At 62.5% G+C, this 21,450-nt stretch carries 19 protein-coding genes; 4 read left to right on the top strand and 15 right to left on the bottom strand.

Features of this window, described 5'->3' with window-relative positions:
- Window positions 1–14 precede the first annotated feature (14 nt).
- The 7 genes from katE to ehuA all read right to left on the bottom strand — a co-directional run bounded on the left by katE (window position 15) and on the right by ehuA (window position 7,680).
- The gene (gene katE, locus HWX91_RS19400; RefSeq protein ID WP_028198060.1) at window positions 15–2,120 is read right to left on the bottom strand and encodes a catalase HPII; all 2,106 of its coding nucleotides are present in this window, start codon (window positions 2,118–2,120) and stop codon (window positions 15–17) included.
- A gap of 164 nt (window positions 2,121–2,284) precedes the next feature.
- Window positions 2,285–3,643, bottom strand: a complete 1,359-nt coding sequence (locus HWX91_RS19395; RefSeq protein WP_028198059.1) for an MFS transporter — start codon at window positions 3,641–3,643, stop codon at window positions 2,285–2,287.
- A 136-nt stretch (window positions 3,644–3,779) separates the two neighbouring features.
- Window positions 3,780–4,553 (bottom strand): ectoine utilization protein EutA, encoded by a 774-nt coding sequence (eutA, locus tag HWX91_RS19390; protein ID WP_028198058.1) that lies wholly within the window; start codon window positions 4,551–4,553, stop codon window positions 3,780–3,782.
- 3 nt (window positions 4,554–4,556) lie between these two features.
- Entirely contained in the window at window positions 4,557–5,216 is a 660-nt protein-coding gene (gene ehuD / locus HWX91_RS19385) for an ectoine/hydroxyectoine ABC transporter permease subunit EhuD (RefSeq protein ID WP_028198057.1), read from the bottom strand.
- Between the two features lie 4 nt (window positions 5,217–5,220).
- Entirely contained in the window at window positions 5,221–5,880 is a 660-nt protein-coding gene (gene ehuC / locus HWX91_RS19380) for an ectoine/hydroxyectoine ABC transporter permease subunit EhuC (RefSeq protein WP_028198056.1), read from the bottom strand.
- 73 nt (window positions 5,881–5,953) lie between these two features.
- Window positions 5,954–6,796: an ectoine/hydroxyectoine ABC transporter substrate-binding protein EhuB gene (gene ehuB, locus HWX91_RS19375; RefSeq protein ID WP_028198055.1), complete on the bottom strand. Its 843-nt coding sequence runs from the start codon at window positions 6,794–6,796 to the stop codon at window positions 5,954–5,956.
- Between the two features lie 59 nt (window positions 6,797–6,855).
- Complete coding sequence (gene ehuA, locus HWX91_RS19370; RefSeq protein ID WP_042275811.1) at window positions 6,856–7,680, bottom strand: ectoine/hydroxyectoine ABC transporter ATP-binding protein EhuA; 825 nt, start codon at window positions 7,678–7,680, stop codon at window positions 6,856–6,858.
- Window positions 7,681–8,163: 483 nt separating this feature from the next.
- On the opposite strand from ehuA, the gene doeA reads away from it, so the two are divergent.
- Entirely contained in the window at window positions 8,164–9,384 is a 1,221-nt protein-coding gene (gene doeA, locus HWX91_RS19365) for an ectoine hydrolase DoeA (RefSeq protein WP_028198053.1), read from the top strand.
- 66 nt (window positions 9,385–9,450) lie between these two features.
- Window positions 9,451–10,539 carry an alcohol dehydrogenase family protein gene (locus tag HWX91_RS19360; protein ID WP_244144100.1) on the top strand — a complete coding sequence of 363 codons (1,089 nt, stop codon included), beginning with the start codon at window positions 9,451–9,453 and terminating at the stop codon, window positions 10,537–10,539.
- Between the two features lie 185 nt (window positions 10,540–10,724).
- Here the strand turns inward: HWX91_RS19360 and HWX91_RS19355 are convergent, their stop codons facing one another.
- From HWX91_RS19355 to HWX91_RS19320, 8 genes are all read right to left on the bottom strand, one after another.
- On the bottom strand, window positions 10,725–12,122 hold the full coding sequence (locus HWX91_RS19355) for an aspartate aminotransferase family protein (RefSeq protein ID WP_028198051.1): 1,398 nt from the start codon (window positions 12,120–12,122) through the stop codon (window positions 10,725–10,727).
- A 50-nt stretch (window positions 12,123–12,172) separates the two neighbouring features.
- Window positions 12,173–13,693: an NAD-dependent succinate-semialdehyde dehydrogenase gene (locus HWX91_RS19350; protein WP_028198050.1), complete on the bottom strand. Its 1,521-nt coding sequence runs from the start codon at window positions 13,691–13,693 to the stop codon at window positions 12,173–12,175.
- A 143-nt stretch (window positions 13,694–13,836) separates the two neighbouring features.
- On the bottom strand, window positions 13,837–14,328 hold the full coding sequence (locus tag HWX91_RS19345; RefSeq protein ID WP_028198049.1) for an Lrp/AsnC family transcriptional regulator: 492 nt from the start codon (window positions 14,326–14,328) through the stop codon (window positions 13,837–13,839).
- 7 nt (window positions 14,329–14,335) lie between these two features.
- Window positions 14,336–15,373: a N(2)-acetyl-L-2,4-diaminobutanoate deacetylase DoeB gene (gene doeB / locus HWX91_RS19340; protein WP_028198048.1), complete on the bottom strand. Its 1,038-nt coding sequence runs from the start codon at window positions 15,371–15,373 to the stop codon at window positions 14,336–14,338.
- A gap of 36 nt (window positions 15,374–15,409) precedes the next feature.
- Window positions 15,410–16,411, bottom strand: coding sequence for a cyclodeaminase (locus HWX91_RS19335; protein WP_028198047.1), 1,002 nt, complete (start codon window positions 16,409–16,411; stop codon window positions 15,410–15,412).
- Window positions 16,408–17,427 carry a hydroxyectoine utilization dehydratase EutB gene (gene eutB / locus HWX91_RS19330; RefSeq protein WP_028198046.1) on the bottom strand — a complete coding sequence of 340 codons (1,020 nt, stop codon included), beginning with the start codon at window positions 17,425–17,427 and terminating at the stop codon, window positions 16,408–16,410. Before eutB ends, HWX91_RS19335 begins: the two co-directional genes overlap by 4 nt.
- A gap of 176 nt (window positions 17,428–17,603) precedes the next feature.
- Window positions 17,604–19,001 (bottom strand): MocR-like ectoine utilization transcription factor EhuR, encoded by a 1,398-nt coding sequence (gene ehuR / locus HWX91_RS19325; RefSeq protein ID WP_028198045.1) that lies wholly within the window; start codon window positions 18,999–19,001, stop codon window positions 17,604–17,606.
- Window positions 19,002–19,230: 229 nt separating this feature from the next.
- Window positions 19,231–19,683, bottom strand: a complete 453-nt coding sequence (locus HWX91_RS19320) for a PA2169 family four-helix-bundle protein (RefSeq protein WP_028198044.1) — start codon at window positions 19,681–19,683, stop codon at window positions 19,231–19,233.
- A 220-nt stretch (window positions 19,684–19,903) separates the two neighbouring features.
- On the opposite strand from HWX91_RS19320, the gene HWX91_RS19315 reads away from it, so the two are divergent.
- Both HWX91_RS19315 and HWX91_RS19310 read left to right on the top strand, forming a co-directional pair.
- The gene (locus tag HWX91_RS19315) at window positions 19,904–21,043 is read left to right on the top strand and encodes a DNA topoisomerase IB (protein WP_030102741.1); all 1,140 of its coding nucleotides are present in this window, start codon (window positions 19,904–19,906) and stop codon (window positions 21,041–21,043) included.
- 20 nt (window positions 21,044–21,063) lie between these two features.
- Window positions 21,064–21,432: a hypothetical protein gene (locus tag HWX91_RS19310; protein ID WP_127837929.1), complete on the top strand. Its 369-nt coding sequence runs from the start codon at window positions 21,064–21,066 to the stop codon at window positions 21,430–21,432.
- The last annotated feature ends 18 nt before the right edge of the window (window positions 21,433–21,450 follow it).

Genomic DNA, 21,450 nt, shown 5'->3' with positions numbered 1-21,450 from the left:
TAACTATCCTTACGTTATGCCGGTACCGTTTGCGCCAGCGCCGCGCGCGACCACACGCGGTGCTGCTCCGCCGCCGCAACGAACGCCTTAAGCACCTCGGCGCTCTGGCTGTCGTCGCCGGTTTCCACGCCGTCGGCCTGGTCCGGCAGTTGAGCCGCCGCCAGCACGTCGCGCCCCGCCCCGAGCGCCGCAATCGCTTTCAGATGCTTGAACGCCTCCAGCACGAAATGTCGCGCGTCGCCGGATTGCGCCAGTGTTTTCGCACCAGCCTCGCCGCCGCAGACGATCACCGCGTCGAACATGATCGACGGCATTCCGGCAATCGTTGCGTCCGGCTGCAAACCGTCGATCGCAGCCAGGCTCGGCGCGATCAGCAACGGCGTCGCGCCCTCGCCGTGCAGCGCCTGCTGAAGCTTCCTGATCGACGCGCCGTCGGCACCGGGTGCGGCCAGCAGCGCGATCTTGCGAGTCTTGATGCCCGGCTTGCCGCGATTGAGCAGGCTCAGCGCCGGCGAAGTTTGCGGGTCCGACACGGGCGGCGCCTTACCCTTTTTCGGCGCTGGCAAACCCAAGCCTTCCGCGACCTTCGCGGCGAGCCCCGCGTCGAAGTTGGCAAGAATCTCGTTCACCACGCGCTCGCGAATCTCCGGCTTCGTCACCTTGCCGAGTTCGAACTGATACGCAGCGCTGATGTGCTCCTGCTCGACCTCCGACATGCTCCGGTAGAACAGCGCGGCTTGCGAGAAGTGATCGGCGAAAGACTCGCTGCGCACGCGGATCTTCACGCCGTCGACACGTTCCTGATAGCTCTCGAAGCCGCCATCGGACGGCGCCGGATCAGTCTCCTTCGGCCAGCCGCCGCTCACCGAGTTCGGCTCATACGATGCCTGTCCGACATTGATCGTCTGGCGATGCATCGCGTCGCGCTGGTTGTTATGAAACGGGCACACCGGCCGGTTGATCGGAATCTCGTGGAAGTTCGGGCCGCCGAGCCGGCTAATCTGCGTATCGGTGTACGAAAAGAGCCGGCCTTGCAGCAACGGGTCATTGCTGAAGTCGATACCCGGCACGATATGGCCCGGATGAAACGCGACCTGTTCGGTCTCGGCGAAGAAATTATCAGGATTGCGATTGAGCGTCATCTTGCCGATGATTTTTACCGGGACGCGCTCTTCCGGTATCAGCTTGGTCGGATCGAGCAGATCGAAACCGAAGCTGTGTTCATCCTCTTCCTCGACGATCTGCACGCCGAGTTCGTATTCAGGGAAATCGCCTCGCTCGATTGCTTCCCACAGATCGCGCCGATGGAAGTCGGGGTCCTTGCCGGCGAGCTTCTGCGCTTCATCCCACAACAGCGAATAGGAGCCCAGCACGGGGCGCCAGTGAAACTTGACGAAGCGCGCCTTGCCTTGCGCATTCACGAAGCGGAAAGTGTGAACGCCAAAGCCCTCCATGGTGCGCAAGCTGCGTGGAATCGCGCGATCCGACATGGTCCACAGCACCATGTGCGCGGATTCCGGCACCAGTGACACGAAATCCCAGAACGTATCGTGCGCGGAAGCGCCGGTCGGCATCTCGTTGGGCGCTTCCGGTTTGACAGCGTGTACGAAATCCGGAAACTTGATCGCGTCCTGAATAAAGAACACCGGCATGTTGTTGCCGACCAGATCGTAATTACCCTCCTGCGTGTAAAACTTCACCGCGAAACCGCGCACGTCGCGCACGGTATCCGCCGAGCCACGCGGCCCCTGTACAGTGGAAAAGCGCACGTAGACCGGGGTCTGCTCGGCCGGGTTCTGCAGGAACGCGGCTTTCGTGTAATCGGTCATCGGCTCGTACACCTGGAACACGCCGTGGGCGGCGGAACCGCGTGCGTGCACGATGCGCTCGGGAATACGCTCGTGATCGAAATGCGTGATCTTTTCACGCATGATGAAGTCTTCGAGCAGAGACGGACCGCGCGGACCGGCGCGCAAGGTGTTCTGGTTGTCGGCGATCTTCACGCCCTGATTGGTGCGCAGCGCCGCGCCGTCGGGACGGACGCGGAACGGTTCGAGATCTTGCGATTTGCGGTCGTCAGCCGGGGTTGTGGGCTGACGGGTGCCGGTTTTGCCTGCCATGGAAACACTCCTTGCGTTAGCAGTTAGCAGCGCCAGGCGATGATTCGCTCCGGCTCGAACGCAGGGTCAGCAAGCGTTGTTCCCGATGAAAGCTGCGCGGCTCCGTTTCCGGCCATGCGTCTGGCGGACCCGCCGGTCCGCCAGGCCGGATTACATCGTTGCCGCTACGACGACACCCGGGCGCCCTGCTTCGTGCCGGGAATCTCCCGGCCGCGCAGCGAACAGCCGGTTGTCTCCGTCACGAAAATCAGGGCGAGTGCGCCAATCGCACACGCGGCCATCATGTAGTACGCCGGCACCAGCGCGTTGCCCGTGCGCGCGACGAGCCATTCGTTCACCATCGGCGCGGTGCCACCGAAGATCGAAGTCGAGATGTTGTAGGCAATCGCCATCCCCGCGTAGCGCACCTGGGTGGGAAACATCGCCGGGAACATGGCCGAGATGCTCGCCAGTTGCGGAACGTATAAGAGACCCAACACGCAGAAACCCGCCAGCGCCCCAGCGAGACCATGGGTCATCAGGAGAAACATTGGAATGGCCGCTACAAAGAGTCCAATCAGAGAGAACCACCAGACGTTCTTGCGGCCGACTCGATCCGAGAACGTGCCGGCAAACGGCAGAAAGACCATCATCGCCAACATGCCAAGGAGCGGCACGAGCAAGGACATGTTATCGCTCATGCCCAGTTGCTTGTGCATGAAGGTCGGCATATAAGCCAGCAGCACATAATTGACGACGTTCAAGGCCACCACCAGCCCGCCCAGCAATAGCAGCGGTTTCCAGTATCCGCTCAGCAGAGCCTTCAGCGGCACACGGGCATGCTGTTCCTTGTGGATCGATTGCTCCAGCTCGAGGAACACAGGCGTGTCCTCCAGCCGGGAACGCAGATAGAAGCCGATCATCCCGAGCGGCGCCGCAATCAGGAACGGCAGGCGCCATCCCCACGCATGCATCGTTGCGTTGCCCAGCACGACCGAGCAACCCAGCATCAGGAAAGCGCCAAGCGAGAAACCGGCAAGCGTGGCGAACTCGAGGAAACTACCGCAAAAGCCACGCCTCTTGTCGGGTGCATACTCGGCCATGAAGGTCGCCGCGCCGCCATACTCCCCACCGGTCGAAAAACCCTGGATCATCCGCAAGACGATCAGAATCGCCGGCGCCCACCAGCCAATCTGCGCGTAAGACGGCACCAGCCCTACCAGCAGCGTCGCCACCGACATCAGGATGATCGTCAGCGCCAGCACATGCTTGCGGCCCAGTCGATCGCCGAGCGGGCCCCAGAATAATCCGCCAAGCGGACGAACCAGAAAAGAAATGGCGAAGGTGGCGAGTGCGAACAGCGTGGCCTGCGCCGTGCTGCCTGGGAACAGCGCGGCCGATATGTAGGTCAGGCCGTACGCATAAATCCCGTAATCGAACCACTCGGTCGCATTGCCCAGCGCCGATGCGGCAATCGCGCGCCGTAACAGGCCTGACGAACCGTGCTGCAGCGCGTCGCCATCCCATGGATGTACGTAACTCATTGTCTTCCTCCTGAATCCCAATCGATTGGCGCGCACCGAGGCACCGCCTTGAAACCACAATACCTGCCGGCCATGGATGCAGCGATGTCCTAGGACGATGATTCCGCTGGGGTTTTCCCGGCCCGGCGGGTTCGACTCAAAGTACGGGCAGCGGCAGCGTCATCAAACGCCCCCTCGCCGGTCTGGCTTCGCTATCGCCGCACAAACGCAGACACATCCAGGCCGTTGCCAGATTGCTGCTCACCACCGCCTTGCCGATCGCCGCCTCGATGCGCGCGATCACAGCCGCCGCGCGCACCGCCGTGCAGGAAATGAAAAGCGCATCGGACTCCGATGACATCGCGACCGAGGCCAGCGCTACGATGTCGTCGTGGGAAATTCGCGCCATCTCACGATCGTCGGTCAGACCAATGCAAGTGAAGCGGTCGATAGCGAATCCCTGCGCGCCAAAGTACTCGGCCATCGGCCGGCTGGTTTCGACGGTATAAGGCGTCAGCACGCTGATGCGGCGCGCGCCCAGTGCTTTTAACGCAATGACCGCGGCAGCCGTCGGCGTGACGACCCGTGCTTCAGGCTTCGCTGCATGAATTGCCTGTTCGATCTCCGGGTCCCCGATCACCACGGACGCCGACGTGCACGAATACATCACCACGTCGAGCGTTTCGTCAGGCAGGATCAGTGCGGCACACGCGGTAAGCGAAAGCTGCATCGCGCGCAGATTGGCCGGCGTCACCGGATTCGCGTACGGCACGCGATTTACATACACGCCAATGCGCGGATTCGCGACGAGCGTCGCGAAGTCCGGCTCGGTTGTGTGATCGGTCGCGAGGATCACGAGGCCGATGCGTTTGTCGAAAGCGCGCTCGTCCAGAGGCGGCACTTCGTTCAGCGGATGGATAGCGGCCGGCATCGGCTAGTGCCCAGGAGCGGGAAAGCGTTTTTCGAGCAATCTCACGCCGATCACCGCGACAAGACTGATGCACAGGAACAGCACACCGACCAGCGTCATTGGCTCGAGGTACCGGTAATCCGTGTTCGCCACGATCTTCGCCTCGTTCATCAATTCGAGCACGGTGATCGCGGATAGCAAAGGGGTTTCCTTGAACATCGAGATCAGATAGTTCGCGAGCGCGGGCAGCATCGGCGGAACCGCCTCGGGCAGGATAATGTGCTGCCACATCTGCGACGGACTCAGGTTGCACGCCTTGGCGGCCTCCCATTGTCCGCGCGGCACGTTTTCGATGCCGCTCCGATAGACTTCAGCCGTATACGTCGCGTAATGCACACCGAGTGCCAGCACACCGGCCGCAAGCGCCGGCATACGGATACCCACGTCGGGCAGCACGTAGAACACAAAATACAGTTGCACCAGCAGCGGTGTGCCGCGAATGAAGCTTGCCACCGCCGTGGTGGTACGCGCCACCATGCGGTTCGGCGAGAGGCGCAGGATCGCGAACACCATGCCGATCACGGCCGCCACCACCGCGCCGAGCAACGTGGCGAGCACGGTGATCTTCAACCCCTGTAGCAGGATCGGCAGAATCTCACGGGCGAAACTCCAGTCCCATTCCATACGCTTATCTCCTCATCCCGTCGAGACCAAAGCTCATCCGGCGTTCGAGCCGGCGCATGCCGAACGTGATCACGCAAGCCATTGCGAAGTACAGCGCGAGAATCGTCGCGAACGGTATCAGGGTATTGCCGGTTTGCGAACGTACGACCTGAGCCTGGAAAGTCATGTCGCCGAGCGAGATCAGCGAAACGACCGCCGTGCCCTTGAGCAACTCGATCGCGTTGTTAGCGAAAGTCGGCAGCATCAGCGGCAGCGCTTGCGGCAGGATCACGTAACGCATGCGCTGATACGTGGACAGATTCAATGCAATGCATGCACTCCTCTGCTCGTGGCCAATTGCGAGAATCGCGCCCCGCACCACTTCAGCACCGTAGGCGCCTACGTTCAAGCCCAGTGCGAGTACGCCGGCCTGTAGCGGCGTGAGCGTGAGTCCGGCCATCGGCAATACGAAATACGCCCAGAAGAGTTGCACGAATACCGACGTACCGCGAAAGAACTCGATATACGAGGTCGCGATTGCTCGCACCGCGAACCACCGCGACAAACGCCCGAGTCCGGCGGCGAATGCCATGACGAGCGCCAGTACGGTGCCCATCACGGTAAGCTCGACCGTCGCCTGCGCGCCCTTCAGAATCAGCAGCAGATAACCGGACCAGTCGCTCATAAACACACCTCGTCGACAATGGAGTGGGCGTTTTACGCGCTACCGGACCGCGCGCAGCGCCGCCACGGAAAGTTCACTGTGTTGCCGCGCACAGTTTTTCGCGGCTCGTCGACATGGCCGCCTTGGCGGAGAACCCGTACGGCTCGACGATCTTCGCGAACTCGCCGGACTCCTTCATCTTCTTCAGTTCGACGTCGAAAGCATCGCGCAGCGCGGTGTCCTGCTTGCGAAACGCCACACCATCGCATTGCACGGGTGTGCCTTGCACCGGCGCGATCGATTCGAGATTGCTGTCTTTCGCTTTCGAAAGCAGATCGCTGATCGACAGGAGCGGCAGCGCGAACGCGTCGATACGGCCATCCTGCAGCATCTTCAGGCCGCTCTGGCCGTCCGGCACGATGATGACGCGCTCGCCCGGAATCTGCGCAGCGGTCGCCAGTTTCTGCTCGGTCGTGCCACCCTCGACACCGATCACCGCCTTAGGATCCTTGGCGATTTCCTCGTAGGTCTTGATGTTTTTGGTGTTGCCCTTCCTGATCGCAAACGCCTCGACCGCGCACAACACCGGTTGCGAATAGGCGACCGCGGCGCAGCGCTGCGGCGTCATGAAAAGACCCGCTGCGATGGCATCATGCCGTCCCACTGCAAGGCCAGGAATCATCGCGCCATATTCGGAGATCGACGCGACGATGTCGTTGACACCCAGCTTCCTGAAAACCGCACGCGCCACATCGGGGGCTGCACCCGTCACCTTGCCGTCGGCGCCGACCGCGGTAAACGGCGGCTCGTTGGCGATCGCGATGCGTGCGAACCCCTGCTCCCTGAGTTGCGCGAGTTTGTCCTGTGCCGCGACTGCGAGGCAGCTCAAGGCTAGCAGCGACAACGTCCCCGTGACCAGAATCCCCTTCAGTTTCATGATTGTCGGCTCCTAAAGCCTGGTGGCGTGCAACGTTAAAGGCGTGTTGCCTGAATAGATCAGATCCGGTGACCGGCGGCGATGATCTTGCGGAGGAACGCCTGTGTGCGCTCGTGCTCCGGATGGCTGAAAATATCCGCCGGCTTGCCTTCTTCCACGATCCTCCCGCGGTCGAAAAACAGCACACGGTCCGCAAAATCGTGAGCGAAACCCATCTCATGGGTGACCAGCAGCATCGTCATATCGGTTTCCCTGGCGAGCCGCTGCATCACGTTCAGCACCTCTTCCACAAGCTCGGGGTCGAGCGCCGACGTCACTTCGTCGAACAACATGATCCTCGGCGCAAGGGCCAGCGCCCGCGCGATCGCCACGCGTTGCTTCTGGCCGCCGGACAGTTGCGCCGGACGACTCTTTGCCTTGTCGGCCATCCCAACCATGTCGAGTAGTTCGAGTGCCCGCTTCTGCGCCGATTCGCGGCTCTCCCCTTTGGTCAGGATCGGCGCGAGCGTGACGTTGTCCAGCACGCTCTTGTGCGGAAACAGATTGAAGTGCTGAAAAACCATGCCGATCTTTTCGCGCATCTTCTGCAGATGCCGCTCGTTCGCCGGCACCATCTGGTCGCCGCGCGGCATATGAAACAACTGTTCGCCATCCACTTCGATGTGGCCGCCGTCGATGGATTCGAGCGTCATCAGAATGCGCAGGATGGTGGTCTTGCCGGAACCCGACGGGCCAATCAGCGCGAGCTTCTCGCCCGGCATCACATCGAGCGACAGTTCGTCGAGCACGGTCAGCGCGCCGTAGCGCTTGGTGATGCGATCGATGCTGATCATCGGTCTCGTCGTCCGCGCGTCGCGGCTTGCCACAACGGCGTCAGCAGGCATCGCCGGGAAATCCGACGGAAGGGTCGCCGGGGCGACGCGTGAGGCGCTCAGCATGTCGGTGACTCGTGCGGTGTTCATATCGATTCGGTTCCCGTTCGTCATACCTGCCCTGATTGGATGGGGTGCGGCGGCGGTGCTGGAAGAACAACGATGCAAACCAGCATACAAAGCCATATTCGGGAACCGATTGCTCTAGAACAATTCTTTTTCCGGCGGGAACCGGCCGCAGGCCGGCGCCGGAAGGCCGCCCCAGGAACGCTGGTGCGCGAGTCAGGGACAACACCTACGCGCGCGGCGCGACGCGGCACACCTGACGACGCCGGCGGATTTCGTGTTCGGCGCAGCGCCACGATGAGATTGAACTAGCACATTAAAAGCCGTTTCCTGCCGCATTAGACTGCGGCCAGAAACGCCTGTAGATGCCTCATGACGTGTGCGAGGCATTACGTTCCTCAACGACGTCATGCTCAAAGAGAGGGGAAGATGTCAGAAACAACGCAGCAGGAATCGCGCACCAGGGCGCCCGTTGTGCACCTGCCTTTCGAACGCGCGGAATATGCCACCCGTATCGGCAAAGCACGTAAAGCGATGCAGGCCGCGGGGATCGAACTGCTGATCGTGTCCGATCCGACCAACATGGCGTGGCTTACCGGTTACGACGGCTGGTCCTTCTATGTCCATCAATGCGTGCTGCTGGCGCTGGATGGCGAACCGGTCTGGTTTGGCCGCGGCCAGGACGCCAATGGCGCGAGGCGTACCGTGTTCATGCAGCATGATCAGATCGTCGGTTATCCGGACCATTACGTGCAATCGACCGAGCGGCATCCGATGGATTACCTCGCCCGCGAAGTGATCGAGGCGCGCGGCTGGGGCGCCCTGAAGATCGGCGTGGAAATGGATAACTATTATTTCAGCGCAGCGGCCTATCGTTCGCTGGTCGCTCATTTGCCCAACGCGAGATGGCAGGATGCGACCGGGCTGGTGAACTGGCAGCGCGCGGTGAAATCGCCGCGCGAGATCGAATACATGCGCGTGGCGGCACGCATCGTCGAAAAGATGCATGCGCATATCGTCGAACGGATCGAGCCTGGCATGCGCAAGAACGACCTGGTCGCTGAAATCTACTCGGCAGGCATTACCGGCATCGACGGCTACGGTGGCGACTATCCGGCCATCGTACCGTTACTGCCGACCGGTGCCGATGCCGCTGCTCCGCACCTGACCTGGGACGACACGCCCTTCGCGACAGATGCCGGCACGTTCTTCGAAATCGCCGGCTGCTTCAGGCGCTATCACTGCCCGCAATCGCGCACCGTGTACCTGGGCACACCGCCCAGGCATTTCATCGAAGGCGAGCGCGCGGTGGTGGAAGGCATTGAAGCCGGCCTCGCGGCCGCCAAACCCGGCAATACCTGCGAAGATATCGCCGCTGCGTTCTTCGCGGTGCTGCACAAGTACGGAATCGAGAAGAACAGCCGCTGCGGCTACCCGATCGGTGCCAGCTATCCGCCGGACTGGGGCGAACGCACGATGAGCCTGCGCCCGGGGGACCAGACGGTCCTCCAGCCCGGCATGACGTTTCACTTCATGCCGGGCCTGTGGCTCGACGACTGGGGACTCGAAATCACCGAAAGCATCCTGATTACCGATTCCGGCGTGGAGACGTTCTGCAATACACCCCGCAAGCTGTTCGTCAAACCATGAACCCGTCACCCCTGTGCCGCCGCGACCGCGGCGCGTGCGGGGACATCGCAGAGGGGAAACATGCTTATGAAGACCATGAAGGCCGTCGTGCTGACCGCTCACGGCGGCCTCGACAAACTCGTCTATCGCGACGACGTGGCGATTCCTGTTTGCAAAGCGGGCGAGGTATTGCTTGAAGTCGCGGCTTGCGGACTGAACAATACCGACGTGTGGGTGCGCGAGGGCGCGTACGGTACGGACGACGATCCACACGCTGTCTCCACCTGGCGGCGCGGCCGCTCGACGCTGTCGTTCCCGCGAATTCAGGGCGCGGATATCGTAGGGCGCGTGGTCGACGTGGGCCGTGGCGTGAGCGATGCGCGTATCGGCGAACGCGTAATCGTGGATGCGTCGATCTATAACCGCGCCGACGACAGCCTGGCCGATATCGACTACATCGGCCACGGCCGCGACGGCGGTTACGCCGAGTACACGGCGGTGCCGGCGGCGAACGCACATCGCGTCGATTCCGCCTACTCCGATGCCGAACTCGCGACCTTCTGGTGCGCCTATCACACCGGCGAGCAGATGCTCGAGCGCGCTGCCGTGAAAAGCGGCGAAACGGTGCTCATCACGGGCGCCTCCGGTGGCGTCGGTTCGGGAATCATTCAGCTATGCCGCGCACGCGGAGCGATTCCCTATGCGGTAGTCGGCAAGGGCAAGGAAGATGCGGTGCTCGCACTCGGCGCTGAAGGCGCGATGCTTCGCGACAGCGAGAATTTCGCCGCGGATGTGGAACGGATGACCGGCGGCCGGCCGATCGATGTGGTGGCCGACCTGGTCGGCGGCGCACTGTTCGGCAAGCTCCTGAACGTGCTACGCCCGGAAGGCCGTTACACGACGGCCGGCGCCATTGCCGGACCGGTAGTCCAGCTTGACTTGCGTACGATGTATTTGAAGCAGCTACAGCTGAATGGGTCTTCGCAGGGTACGCGAGCCGCATTCAGGCGCGTGCTCGACTATATCCAGTCCGGCACGATCAGGCCGATTCTGGCCGCCACCTATCCTTTGTCGAAGTTTCATGAAGCGCAAACGCAATTCATGGCCAAGCGGTTCGTGGGCAATATCGTCGTGATTCCGGACCGGCATTACGGAGAACCCGCGCAGCCGGCTTGAATAGTCGGATTGAATGACGGACCGGTCGCGGACGCGCAACGGGCAAGCACCAGCCAGGCAGCGGGGCCAGAGAACGATCGCTGGCCCCGCTGTTTTCTATCCCCGGCCGGATCATTGCATCGAATGGAACGCCGGCCGCGCTGCCACCCAACCCGCAGCGGCACACGAACCGGCGCAGCGCTTCACTACGCGGACGTGGCCGGAGCCAGGACCTGGGATGCGACTTCATCCACCGCCGCGCGCGCCAGCTTCACGATCTCGTCGACGTCGCTGCGCGTGGTGATCAACGGCGGCGCGAAGCCAAGAATGTCGCCGTGCGGCATGGCGCGCGCGATCAAGCCGCGCTGCAACGCCGCAGCGGAGACTCGCGGGCCGACCTTCAGCGCGGCATCGAAAGGCTGGCGGCCATCCTTGTCGGCCATGAATTCGAGCGCGGCCAGCATGCCCGCGCCACGCACCTCGCCGACCAGCGGATGAGCATCGAACGCCGCGTGCAGTTGTTCGAGCAGATACGCACCGGTTTGCGCCGCGTTCTGCGTGAGGTCCTCGCGCTCGAGAATATCGAGGTTCGCGAGCGCGGCTGCCGCACAGATCGGGTGACCGGAATAGGTCCAGCCATGCCCCATCGCACCGAATTCCTGGGAAGCCTTATCGATCACATTCCATACGCCTTCACTGACGATCACGCCCGATAGCGGTGCGTACGCGCTGGTCAAACCCTTCGCCACGGTGATCAGATCGGGCGTGATGCCGTAGTGCTGTGCGCCCATCTTCGAGCCGAGCCGGCCGAAACCGCACACCACCTCGTCGCAGATCAGCAGGATGTCGTGCTTCTTCAGCACTTGCTGGATCGCGGGCCAGTAACCCGTCGGCGGCGGCAGGATACCGCCGGTGCCCATCACCGGTTCGGCGATGAACGCAGCGATCGTATCCGCGCCTTCCTGCGCAATGAGGTGCTCCAGCTCTTCCACACAGTACGCGACAAATTGCGTCTCGTTCATGCCGGCCGGAGCGTGCCGGTACCAGTGCGGACACACCGTATGCTTGACGCGCTCGATCGGCAAATCGAAACTCTGATGGAAGCTGGGCAAACCGGTCAGGCTGCCGGTGACAATGCCTGAACCGTGATACCCGCGCTGGCGCGAGATGATCTTCTTCCTGTTCGGGCGACCCTTCACGTTGTTGTAATACCAGACGAGCTTGACCTGCGTTTCGTTTGCGTCCGAACCAGACATGCCGTAGTACACCTTCTTCATGCCCGGCGGCGCCCAGTCGATAATGCGCGACGACAGTTCGATGATCGTATCCGTCGAATGGCCGACATACGTGTGGTAATAGGCGAGTTTTTTGGCCTGTTCGTAGATCGCTTCGGCAACCTCGGTGCGGCCATAGCCGATGTTCACGCAATACAGGCCCGCGAAAGCGTCGATAAACGACTTGCCCTGATGGTCTTCGATGCGGATGCCTTTGGCGCCCGTCACGATACGGCCGGGCAGCGCCCCGCTCGCGTGGTCGTGAGCGTGCGTCGACGGATGCATGAAGTGCGCGCGGTCGGCGTCGAAAAGCTGATCGAGTTGGGTCATGGGAAGCTCCTTCGTGTGATCGATGAATGCGATGAATGGATTGGGCCGGTTCAGGCCGCTGAGGCGGCCGTTGCAGCAACAATGTGACGGCCAGGAAGGCTCCCGGTTACCGGCAGGCCGAGTTGACCGAGGCAGAAATAACGTGTTTCGACAAACGGCTCAAAACCTTCGGCACCGCCTTCGCGGCCGAGCCCGGATGATTTGATGCCGCCGAATGGAATCGGCGCACCCGTGAATTTCGCGCCATTCACGGACACCATGGCAAAGTCGAGACGGCGGATCAGTTGAAACACCGTGTTGAGGTCTGTTGCGCAGACATAAGCGGCGAGGCCGTATTCGGTGTCGTTCGCGCGCTCGATGGCTTCCTCGAGCGAGTCGAACGGCGCGACTGCGGAGATCGGTGCGAAGTTCTCTTCGTCGTAGATGCGCATGCCGGGTGTGGCGTCCGCGACCACGGTCGGCTCAAAGAACCAGCCGCCGCGTTCGTGGGCCGCGCCACCGGCGGTAATGCGCGCGCCCTTCTCCTTCGCGTCGGCAACGCGCTGCACCGTGGTGTCGAATGCAGCCTGATGCATCAACGGGCCGACATCCACGTCCGCCTCGAATGCGGCGCCAACTTTCAGCGCTTTCACAGCCTCGCTGTATTGCGCGACGAACGCCTCATACAGCGGCCGGGCAACCAGGATGCGATTAGCCGCGCAGCAATCCTGACCCGACGTCTGAAACTTCGCCGCGACCGCCACGCGCACAGCCTGCTCAAGCTCGGCATCTGCGGTCACGATGAAGGGTGCATTGCCGCCGAGTTCCAATGCCGTCTTCCTGATGCCGCTCTGCGCCACGGCCTGCATGACCAGCGTACCGACACGCGTCGAACCGGTGAAGCTCACCGAACGCACGCGGTTATCGCGCACCAGCGTTTCCATCGCCATCTGCGGTTCGCCGAGCACAACATTGAATACGCCCGCGGGAAAACCCGCTTCTTCCGCAAGTTGCGCGAGCGCAAGTGCGGAGAACGGAGTTTCATGCGCGGGCTTCACGACGACCGTGCAACCCGCGGCAAGCGCGGCGGCTGCCTTGCGCGTAATCATCGCGCAGGGAAAATTCCAAGGCGTGATCAGGGCAGCCACCCCAACCGGTTCGATCACCGTACCCAGGTGCGCGCCGTCAATATGCGTGGGGATCGTGCGGCCGTTCAGGCGCCGTGCTTCGTGTGCAAACCATTCGACAAAACTCGCGCCATAAGCGATTTCGCCACGGGCTTCCGCGAGCGGCTTGCCCTGTTCGAGCGACAGAATCGCCGCGAGGTCATGCTGATGGCGCAGAATCAACTCGTGCCAGCGCAACAGCAACGCCGAGCGTTTGGCAACCGGCAGCCAGCGCCATGTCAGGAAGGCACGCTGCGCCGCATCGACTGCTTCCGTGATCTGCGCGGCGTCGAGCATCGGTACGTGGCCAAGCACCCGCTGGTCCGCTGGGTTCTGCACGGCGACGCTCGCGGCGCTCGCGCTGTGCACCCAGCGTCCATCGACGTAGCACAGCGATTTGAATAAGACCGGATGACCCAGCAACATGACGACCTCCTGTGTGCGATGTATGTCTGTCACTGTACGTCCGGCAGCGCTGTGGTTTTTTTGGTTATGGCGCTGCAAAGCTGGTGTTTTTTCTGGAGTTCGCCGCGCGGCGTGGCATTTTTCTGGCGGGATCGCGATACGCTTCAACCGCCGTCATCGATCATATGTTCCGCCCAGTCCGGCAGATCTTCCGCGTGGTTCTTCACCACCTTCGTGACGATGTAGGTAAAGTACTTTTCGATACCCAGTTCGTCAGTCAGCAGCGAATCGATAAAGCGCTGATAGTGGTCGATATCGCGCGACATGACGTGCATCACATAGTCGACGCCGCCGCCCGTTGCATGGCATTGCACGACTTCCGGTGCGGTCGCGATGCGTTCTTCGAAGCGCCGCATATCGTGCGCCGTATGGCGCGCCAGAGTGACCTCGACCACCACCCGGCTGCCCTTGAAGGCGCGCGCCCAGTCGATATCGGCGCGATAACCGCGAATCACACCGTCCTCTTCCAGGCGCTTGACGCGCTCCCACGCCGGCGAGATCGACAGATTGATCTGCTCGGCGAGACGCGACTTGGTGATGCGGCCATCGCACACGAGAATGCGCAAAATTGCCAGATCGTAGCGGTCGAGTTTCATCGCGCGCTCAGACTGTCACCGGTATGCCGCGCTCGACGACGTCGGCCACCACCGCCACGGTGTCGCCGATCCGCACGAGGCCCGGAAAATGCCGGGCCGCAAGCAGGCCGCCGCGGCGTGCGAGATACTCGACGGGTGCGACGCCGGTACGCGACGCGTCGTATACCCGGGCGATCACTTCGCCGCATGCAACCGTCTCGCCAAGGTTCTTGCAGAACTCCAGCAAACCGTCGTGTTCGCTCGTCGTGAAGCAGGTGCCGTCTGGCATGTCCAGCAGCGTCGTGGTGCGTGGGGCGGCGCGCTCGGCCTCACGCCTGGCTTCGTCCGGCCGCAGGAGGCCGGCCTGTTGCAGAAAACCGCGCACGCCGCGCTCCGCCACCGCCACGCTTTGCACGGTGGCCGTGCCGCCGCCGCCGAGTTCCGTCGACACAAACACCTTGCCTGCTTCTTCGACGGCTGTGTCGTACAGGCCGACACTATCGAGTTCGAGCATCCGCATCGAATACGGTGCGCCGAACGCGCGCATCGCCGCGTCGCACCTCGCTTGCTGATCGGCATCCGGCAGCAGGTGAATCGCGGCGAACGGCACGAAGTCGAGGGTACGGCCGCCGGCGTGAAGATCGAGTACGTAATCGGCGAGCGGCAGCAGATAGCGCTGAAAATAGTCGGCGATCTTCTCGGTAACCGTGCCGTCCGGCTTGCCGGGGAAACTGCGGTTCAGATTGCCACGGTCGATCGGCGACGTGCGCGTACCGGCACGGAATGCGGGTAAATTCATGAACGGCACGATAATCACGCGCCCTTTTACGTCTGCGGCCTTCAGGGCCGTAGCCAGCTTCGATAATGCGATCGGCCCCTCGTATTCGTCGCCGTGATTGCCGCCGGTGAGGAGCGCCGTCGGCCCCGCGCCGTTGCGGATCACGGTGACCGGAATCATCTCCGCGCCCCATGCGGATGTATCGTGCGAATGAGGTAGCCGCAGAAAGCCGTGTTGTTCGCCGTCGGCATTGAAATCGACCGTCGGCTGAATAGGTGATGCCCGCATATGCCTGACTCCCGTAGTCCTTTCCATAGTCCATTCTCAGTCCCGCACGTCGTTGCGGAAAAGCGTTCCCGCGCCCGCTGCGTGCGCCCGCTTCAACGCAAGCGCCGCGATCGCCGTGTCCTGCGCGCCGGTGCCGGTCAGGTCGCAAATGGTCACTTCAGTTTCGCTGACGCGGCCCACGGTCTGCTCGGCTATCACCTGGCCCAGCTCCGCGATCGCGGCGCCGCCGTGCATCAAGCCGGCATTCAGCGCGTGGTGCAGTTCCCCCAGCACACGCGTTTGCTGCGCGCGATCGCACACATAACGCGCCGCAGCCAGCGCGGCCGGCGCGATTTCATTCTTGTGCTCAGCGTCCGAGCCCATCGCCGTGATGTGCAGGCCCGCATGCAAGTCCGCGACTTCGATCAACGGTGTGCGGCTTGGCGTCGTGGTGATCGCGACGTCCGCTTCGGCGAGCGCCGCGTGGACATCACGCGCGACATCGCATTGCACGCCCAGCGAGGCGCTCATCTCCGTTGCGAACTGCTGCGCCTTGTCCGGATCACGCGCCCATACGCGCACATGTTCCACACGGCGCACCAGCATCAACGCTCGCAACTGCAAACGCGCCTGCTCGCCCGCGCCCAGCACCGCCACTCGCGGCGTGCGCGGCCTGGCCAGCCAGCGCGCCGCTACAGCCCCGGCGGCAGCCGTGCGCACCGCCGTCAGATAACCGTTGTCGAGCAGCACCGCTTCAGTCAAACCCGTCTTCGCCGACAACACCAGCATCAGCCCATTCAGACTCGGTAACCCGAGCAACGGATTGTTGAAAAAACCGGGACTTACCTTGATCGCGAAGCTCTCGAAACAGGGCAGATACGCCGTCTTGACGTCGACTTCGCCGTTGTGCGCATGCAGGTCCAGCCGCAGGACGGGTGGCATCGCGACGGCCTCGGTGGCGAGCGAGAGAAAAGCGGCTTCCACCTGGTCGATCGCGGCAAGGTCGAGCGGCACGAGTTCGCGAAGCTCGGCTTCGCCAAGAAGTGTGATCGAGGTCATAGGATGCCGTGGGGGTCGGGTTGCGTCGAAGCGGAATCGACGATGCGGCGATGCTGATCCATATCGATGTTGGCGCCCGTTACGACGAGCACGAGCGGTCCGCGTTTGAGACGCCCGGCGGCCAATACGCCGTCGAGCAATGCGGCAATCCCCACCGCCGCCGCGCCTTCTATCACGAGCCGTTCATGCCGGTAGGCGTGCACGATGCCGCGAGCAATCGATGCCTCGTCGAGCAGCACGGTCTCGTCGATCAGATCGCGCGTGAGCGCATACGTATAGCGGTTTTCGAGCCCGATGCCGCCGCCGAGCGAATCGGCGAGCGTTTCGACTTCTTCCACCAGCACCGGGTGGCCGGCGGCAAGACTCGCATGCATCGCGGCACCACGCGACATCGTCACGCCGCTCAGACCGATCGCGCGATTTGCGCTTCGGGCGGCGAACGCCACGCCCGCAAACAGGCCGCCACCGGATAGGGGCACGACGATGTTCGCCACGTCCGGCAACGCCTCGACGATTTCAAGTCCGATCGTTGCCTGCCCGGCAATCACGTGCGGATCGTCGAACGGCGGCACATAGGCAAAGTCTTCTTCGCGTACCAGTCGCAACGCTTCATGTTCGGCCTCGTCCTGGCTTTTACCGACGATCCGCGCTTTGCCGCCGAGTGCGCGCACGGCCTGGACTTTATTGGCCGGCACCAGCGCCGACATGCAGACCGTCGCCGCGATACCCAGCGCGCGAGCCGCATGCGCGAGCGCGCGGCCATGATTGCCGGTCGAAGCGGTCACGACTTTCCGGCAACCCTGTTCGGCGAGGCGCGCCAGTGCATTGGTCGCGCCGCGCAGCTTGAAGCTGCCGGTCGGCTGCACGGTTTCGAGTTTGAGAAATACCGGCGTGCCCGCCCTCGCCGACAAGCTCGGCGATTCGACGAGCGGCGTGCAACAGACACGTCCCTGGATCCGGCGACGCGCGCGGTAGACATCGGCCAACGACAGATCGTCTGGCGACAGAACGGACATGAACCAGGCCCTACGAAAGGGTTCAATTCCAATGCCGCCGCGCCTGCGTTGTCACGCTGAGTGTGGCCGCATCGCTTTTCAATGCAGCCCAGTCTAATGTTCTAAAAACCGATTTCTATTGTCCTAGTTCATTTCATGCGCGGCTTTCGAAGCCGGCAGAAGCCCAGCCGGAGACTTCACGTGAAGTCGTGCACCTGCGGGTACTGCTCGAATACATCGCGAATGGTTTCCAGCGCGCTCTTATAAGTCTCTTCACCCACTTCAGCGCCCACACACACGCGCACTGCATTCGGTTTGTCCGCGTCGCGCACCATGAATGGATCGGGCGAAGTCACGGCGATATTGCGGTTGCGCAGTTCTCTCACCACGCGATCCGTTCGCCAATGGTCGGGCACGCGCAACCACGCGGACAGCGCCTGCGGATGGGCGCCGAGTACGTAGCTGCCCAGTGTTTGCCGCAACTGTGCCTGACGCCGCCCCAGACATTCGCGCTGTATTTCCACGAGCCGTTCGGCTGTCCCGTCGACGATCCAGCGGGTGGCCACCTCGGCCATCGGCGGGTTCGCCATCCAGCTGCTCACGCGCAGCACGCTTTCAGCGCGTAGTGCGAGTCGCCGCGGCGTGGCGAGATAGCCGATTCGCAAACCGGCCATTACCGACTTCGTCATACTCGTGCAGTAGAAAGACAGATCGGGAATCAGACTCGAAATCGGCGTGCCGGCCTTGGCGGGCAAGGGACCGTAGACATCGTCCTCGATCACGTAAACGCCATAGCGCTCGGCGATTTTTGCAATCGCGCGGCGCCGTGAGTCAGGCATCAGCGCGACCGTGGGGTTGTTCAAAGTAGGCGTGCAGACCAGCGCCGTGATGCGCTCGCTATCGCACATCTCCTCGAAGTGCTCGGGGTGAATTCCGTACTCGTCGATTTCGAGGCCCTTCAGCGTAAAGCCAAGTACATTGGCCGAGCCGATCACGCCATGATCCGTGATGCTTTCGCACAGCACCGTATCGCCCGGTCCGACCAGCGAAGCCAGAGCGAGAAAAATGCCGTGCGCGGCACCGTTCGTGACCAGTAACGTATCCGCCGAAGCCGGCATGCCCAGCGACGCCAGCCACGCAATCCCGGCTTGCCGATGAGGCTCGAAACCCGCAATCGGCCGGAATGCGCGAATCCATGGCTGATCGTCGAGCGTCGAGAGCGTCGCACATACCTTGCGCCACATGGCGTCGTGCTCCGCCGTATGAAGGATGCGTGCAATCGAAAAGTCGACCACCGAGCGTTCGGCTGTATCGAGCATATAGCGCGACATGGTTTCGGTAACGCGCGCCGCTACGAAACTGCCACGCCCGACCTCACAGCGGATCAACCCCTGCCGCTCCAGTTCCTTATAGGCATTGGTAACCGTCTGCACGCTGATCGCCAGCCCGGCGGCGACATCGCGCTGCGGCGGCAGGCGTGCGCCAGCCGGCAGCGCCGCGTTTTCGATGTCACCCGCGATCGCCTTGACCAGCCGTTTATATTTCGACTCGACGCCGTGCACCGCGCGCACGGCTTCCCGCCACTGCTCGATCACCGCTGCCTCCGTTTTTGCCGGGTCCCTTACTGGTACGCGTATTTCTCCGCGTATTTGTTCGCGCATTACTCCGTATGGCCCCTATATTGAGGCCAAATACGGCACAGACATTATTGTCCTAGTACAGTGACGAACAAAAATAAGGCTTTATATCCGGCATTCGGCAAGCGGTGCAGCACATCTCAACCCTTACGGCGGGGTATCGCATCCGATAACCCCGCCCCGCCGATTAAGGCTTGGCCGCAGCGTACTGATCACGCAGATCGCGCACGCGGTCATGGTTTTGCAGCACGCCCTGATACTGGCGCTCGACGATTGCGCGCACGTCCGCCGGCAACTCCTTCTCGAGCGCGTCGTGATAGCGCTTCTTCGCCACGTCCTCGCCCTTTTCGCATTCGGCAAGAATGTCGTAATCGCTGCGATTCGCCACCGCGGATTTCACGTCGACCCAGCCGCGATGCAAAGCGCCGCTCACACTGCCATGCGTTTCAGGCTTGCCGCCCATGGCTTGAACAGCGTCCTGCAGTTCACGCGCGCCGCGCGCGCAGTCCGCGGCCCGCGACTGGAACAAGGTTTTCAGTTGCGCGTCATGCGCATCCTCGGCGGCCTTGAGAAAGCCTTTCTCGCCGTCCTTCGACGTTTCGACCAGATCGTTCAGCACGGAAATAACGTTCGAAGCCATTCAAATACCTCCAGAGGTGTTGTCTATCAGAAAATCCGCCGCCGCAGTTTTTCCATGCAGCAGCAGAACTCCTAAGGCCCTTCGCACGCGGCGTGCCTGGCATCCACTGCGTCGCATACGGGACCGTCCGGGCGCGCTCCGACAGTCAGGCATCGGCTTTGCTCATAGCGGGAACGCCCGCGCATTGCGCGCCACGCATCTGAAACTTTTACCCACAACGATGCCTGCCACTGCCCATTCGACTCCGCGCCGCGCTGACAACCGTGTTGCAAAGCTCACGCGGCAACCCGCTGCCGTCGTGATCGCGCCGGGGCTGCGGCACACGGACGACACCCAGCCCGGTTACACCCGCAAGCGGAAAACCAAAGCGGGAAAGGACGGCTTCGCCTATTTCGACATGGCAGGCAAACGCATCGTCGATGCCGACGAAATTGCCCGTATCAATGCGCTCGCGATACCACCCGCCTATGAAGAAGTGTGGATTTGCGCGGACGCTCGCGGTCATCTGCAGGCGACCGGTCGCGACGCGCGCGGCCGCAAGCAGTACCGCTATCACCCGCTCTGGCGCGAAACACGCGACGCCGACAAATACGAGCGCATGGCCGCGTTCGGCCGCGCGTTGCCGAAGATCCGCGCGCGCGTCGCACGCGATCTGAAATTGCCGGGGATGCCGTGCGACAAGGTCATTGCCGCGATCGTGCAGTTGCTCGACACGACGCTCATCCGCGTCGGCAGTGTCGAATACGCGCGCGATAATCAGTCGTACGGTTTGACGACGCTGCGCAAAAAGCACGTGAAGATCGAAGCGGGTCAATTGCGCCTGAAATTCCGTGGCAAGAGCGGGATCGAGCACGATGTCGCGGTGGACCATCCGCGCGTCAAGCGCATCTTGCGGCGCTGCGCGGAACTGCCGGGCCACGACCTGTTCCAGTATCTCGACGAAAACGGCGAGCGCCGCACCATCGGTTCGTCCGACATCAACGATTACCTGCGCCGCGCGAGCAACGCGGATTTCACGGCGAAGGACTACCGGACCTGGGCAGGCAGCGTCCATGCATTAGCCGCGCTACGGCGGCTGATGTGCGGCAGCGCGGCGCAAACCCGCCGGCATATCGTGGCGACAGTCAAGGAGGTGGCGACGCTATTGCGCAATACGCCAGCGGTATGCCGGCGGTGCTACATCCACCCTGTCGTAATCAGCGCGTTCGAAGCGGACGAACTGCAGGACTTGCTGCCCTGCCGGACACGCCGCGGTCTGAAAGTAGATGAAACGGCATTCGCCGCGCTGCTGGCGCGGGCGGCGAGGCGGGCCGCGAAGCTCACGCGTCAGGCGGGGCGAAAACCCAGGCAAAGCTCGTAGGGCTTATGAACCCGAGCAGCATGAATCTGCGCTCGCGCGTCGAGCGCCAAATGCACCACGGGGATATGGATAGTCGAGAATCTTGGTTCTGCCGCCGCGCAGAAAGGGCGACACTGAGCGCGTCCTCTTCGGCGTGGTCTACTGAGATGAGCAAAACCCAGTGGGATTATTCGCAGCACACCGCTGCAACGGCCTCGCACGAGGTCTCGCAGCCGAAGCCTGAACGCTCGCGTCCATCGCATGGCCGGGTTGTCGCCGTTTTGCTGATCGCCGCGCTGTGCGCGTGTTTCGAGCGCGAAATCTCCGGCCCGACAGAGGGTGGCATCCTGCCCGTCGTAGCGAAATACTGGCAAGCGGCCAAAGCCTTGACACCTGCGCCAACACGTTAGCGCGACTTCCTCGCCGGA

Origin of the sequence: Paraburkholderia fungorum (assembly GCF_902833645.1) — a bacterium.
Lineage (GTDB): Bacteria > Pseudomonadota > Gammaproteobacteria > Burkholderiales > Burkholderiaceae > Paraburkholderia > Paraburkholderia fungorum.
This window is presented reverse-complemented; position numbering and strand designations above follow the sequence as displayed.

Excerpts from the sequence above, each read along its gene's own strand:
- HWX91_RS19360 (WP_244144100.1), top strand. The coding sequence starts at position 9,451 with ATGAAGACCATGAAGGCCGTCGTGCTGACCGCTCACGGCGGCCTCGAC.
- HWX91_RS19335 (WP_028198047.1), bottom strand. The coding sequence starts at position 16,411 with ATGACCTCGATCACACTTCTTGGCGAAGCCGAGCTTCGCGAACTCGTG.
- ehuD (WP_028198057.1), bottom strand. The coding sequence starts at position 5,216 with ATGGAATGGGACTGGAGTTTCGCCCGTGAGATTCTGCCGATCCTGCTA.
- katE (WP_028198060.1), bottom strand. The coding sequence starts at position 2,120 with ATGGCAGGCAAAACCGGCACCCGTCAGCCCACAACCCCGGCTGACGAC.
- ehuA (WP_042275811.1), bottom strand. The coding sequence starts at position 7,680 with ATGCCTGCTGACGCCGTTGTGGCAAGCCGCGACGCGCGGACGACGAGA.
- eutA (WP_028198058.1), bottom strand. The coding sequence starts at position 4,553 with ATGCCGGCCGCTATCCATCCGCTGAACGAAGTGCCGCCTCTGGACGAG.
- HWX91_RS19315 (WP_030102741.1), top strand. The coding sequence starts at position 19,904 with ATGCCTGCCACTGCCCATTCGACTCCGCGCCGCGCTGACAACCGTGTT.
- ehuB (WP_028198055.1), bottom strand. The coding sequence starts at position 6,796 with ATGAAACTGAAGGGGATTCTGGTCACGGGGACGTTGTCGCTGCTAGCC.
- eutB (WP_028198046.1), bottom strand. The coding sequence starts at position 17,427 with ATGTCCGTTCTGTCGCCAGACGATCTGTCGTTGGCCGATGTCTACCGC.
- HWX91_RS19320 (WP_028198044.1), bottom strand. The coding sequence starts at position 19,683 with ATGGCTTCGAACGTTATTTCCGTGCTGAACGATCTGGTCGAAACGTCG.
- HWX91_RS19350 (WP_028198050.1), bottom strand. The coding sequence starts at position 13,693 with ATGTTGCTGGGTCATCCGGTCTTATTCAAATCGCTGTGCTACGTCGAT.
- ehuC (WP_028198056.1), bottom strand. The coding sequence starts at position 5,880 with ATGAGCGACTGGTCCGGTTATCTGCTGCTGATTCTGAAGGGCGCGCAG.
- doeA (WP_028198053.1), top strand. The coding sequence starts at position 8,164 with ATGTCAGAAACAACGCAGCAGGAATCGCGCACCAGGGCGCCCGTTGTG.
- doeB (WP_028198048.1), bottom strand. The coding sequence starts at position 15,373 with ATGCGGGCATCACCTATTCAGCCGACGGTCGATTTCAATGCCGACGGC.
- HWX91_RS19395 (WP_028198059.1), bottom strand. The coding sequence starts at position 3,643 with ATGAGTTACGTACATCCATGGGATGGCGACGCGCTGCAGCACGGTTCG.
- HWX91_RS19345 (WP_028198049.1), bottom strand. The coding sequence starts at position 14,328 with ATGAAACTCGACCGCTACGATCTGGCAATTTTGCGCATTCTCGTGTGC.
- HWX91_RS19310 (WP_127837929.1), top strand. The coding sequence starts at position 21,064 with ATGAATCTGCGCTCGCGCGTCGAGCGCCAAATGCACCACGGGGATATG.
- HWX91_RS19355 (WP_028198051.1), bottom strand. The coding sequence starts at position 12,122 with ATGACCCAACTCGATCAGCTTTTCGACGCCGACCGCGCGCACTTCATG.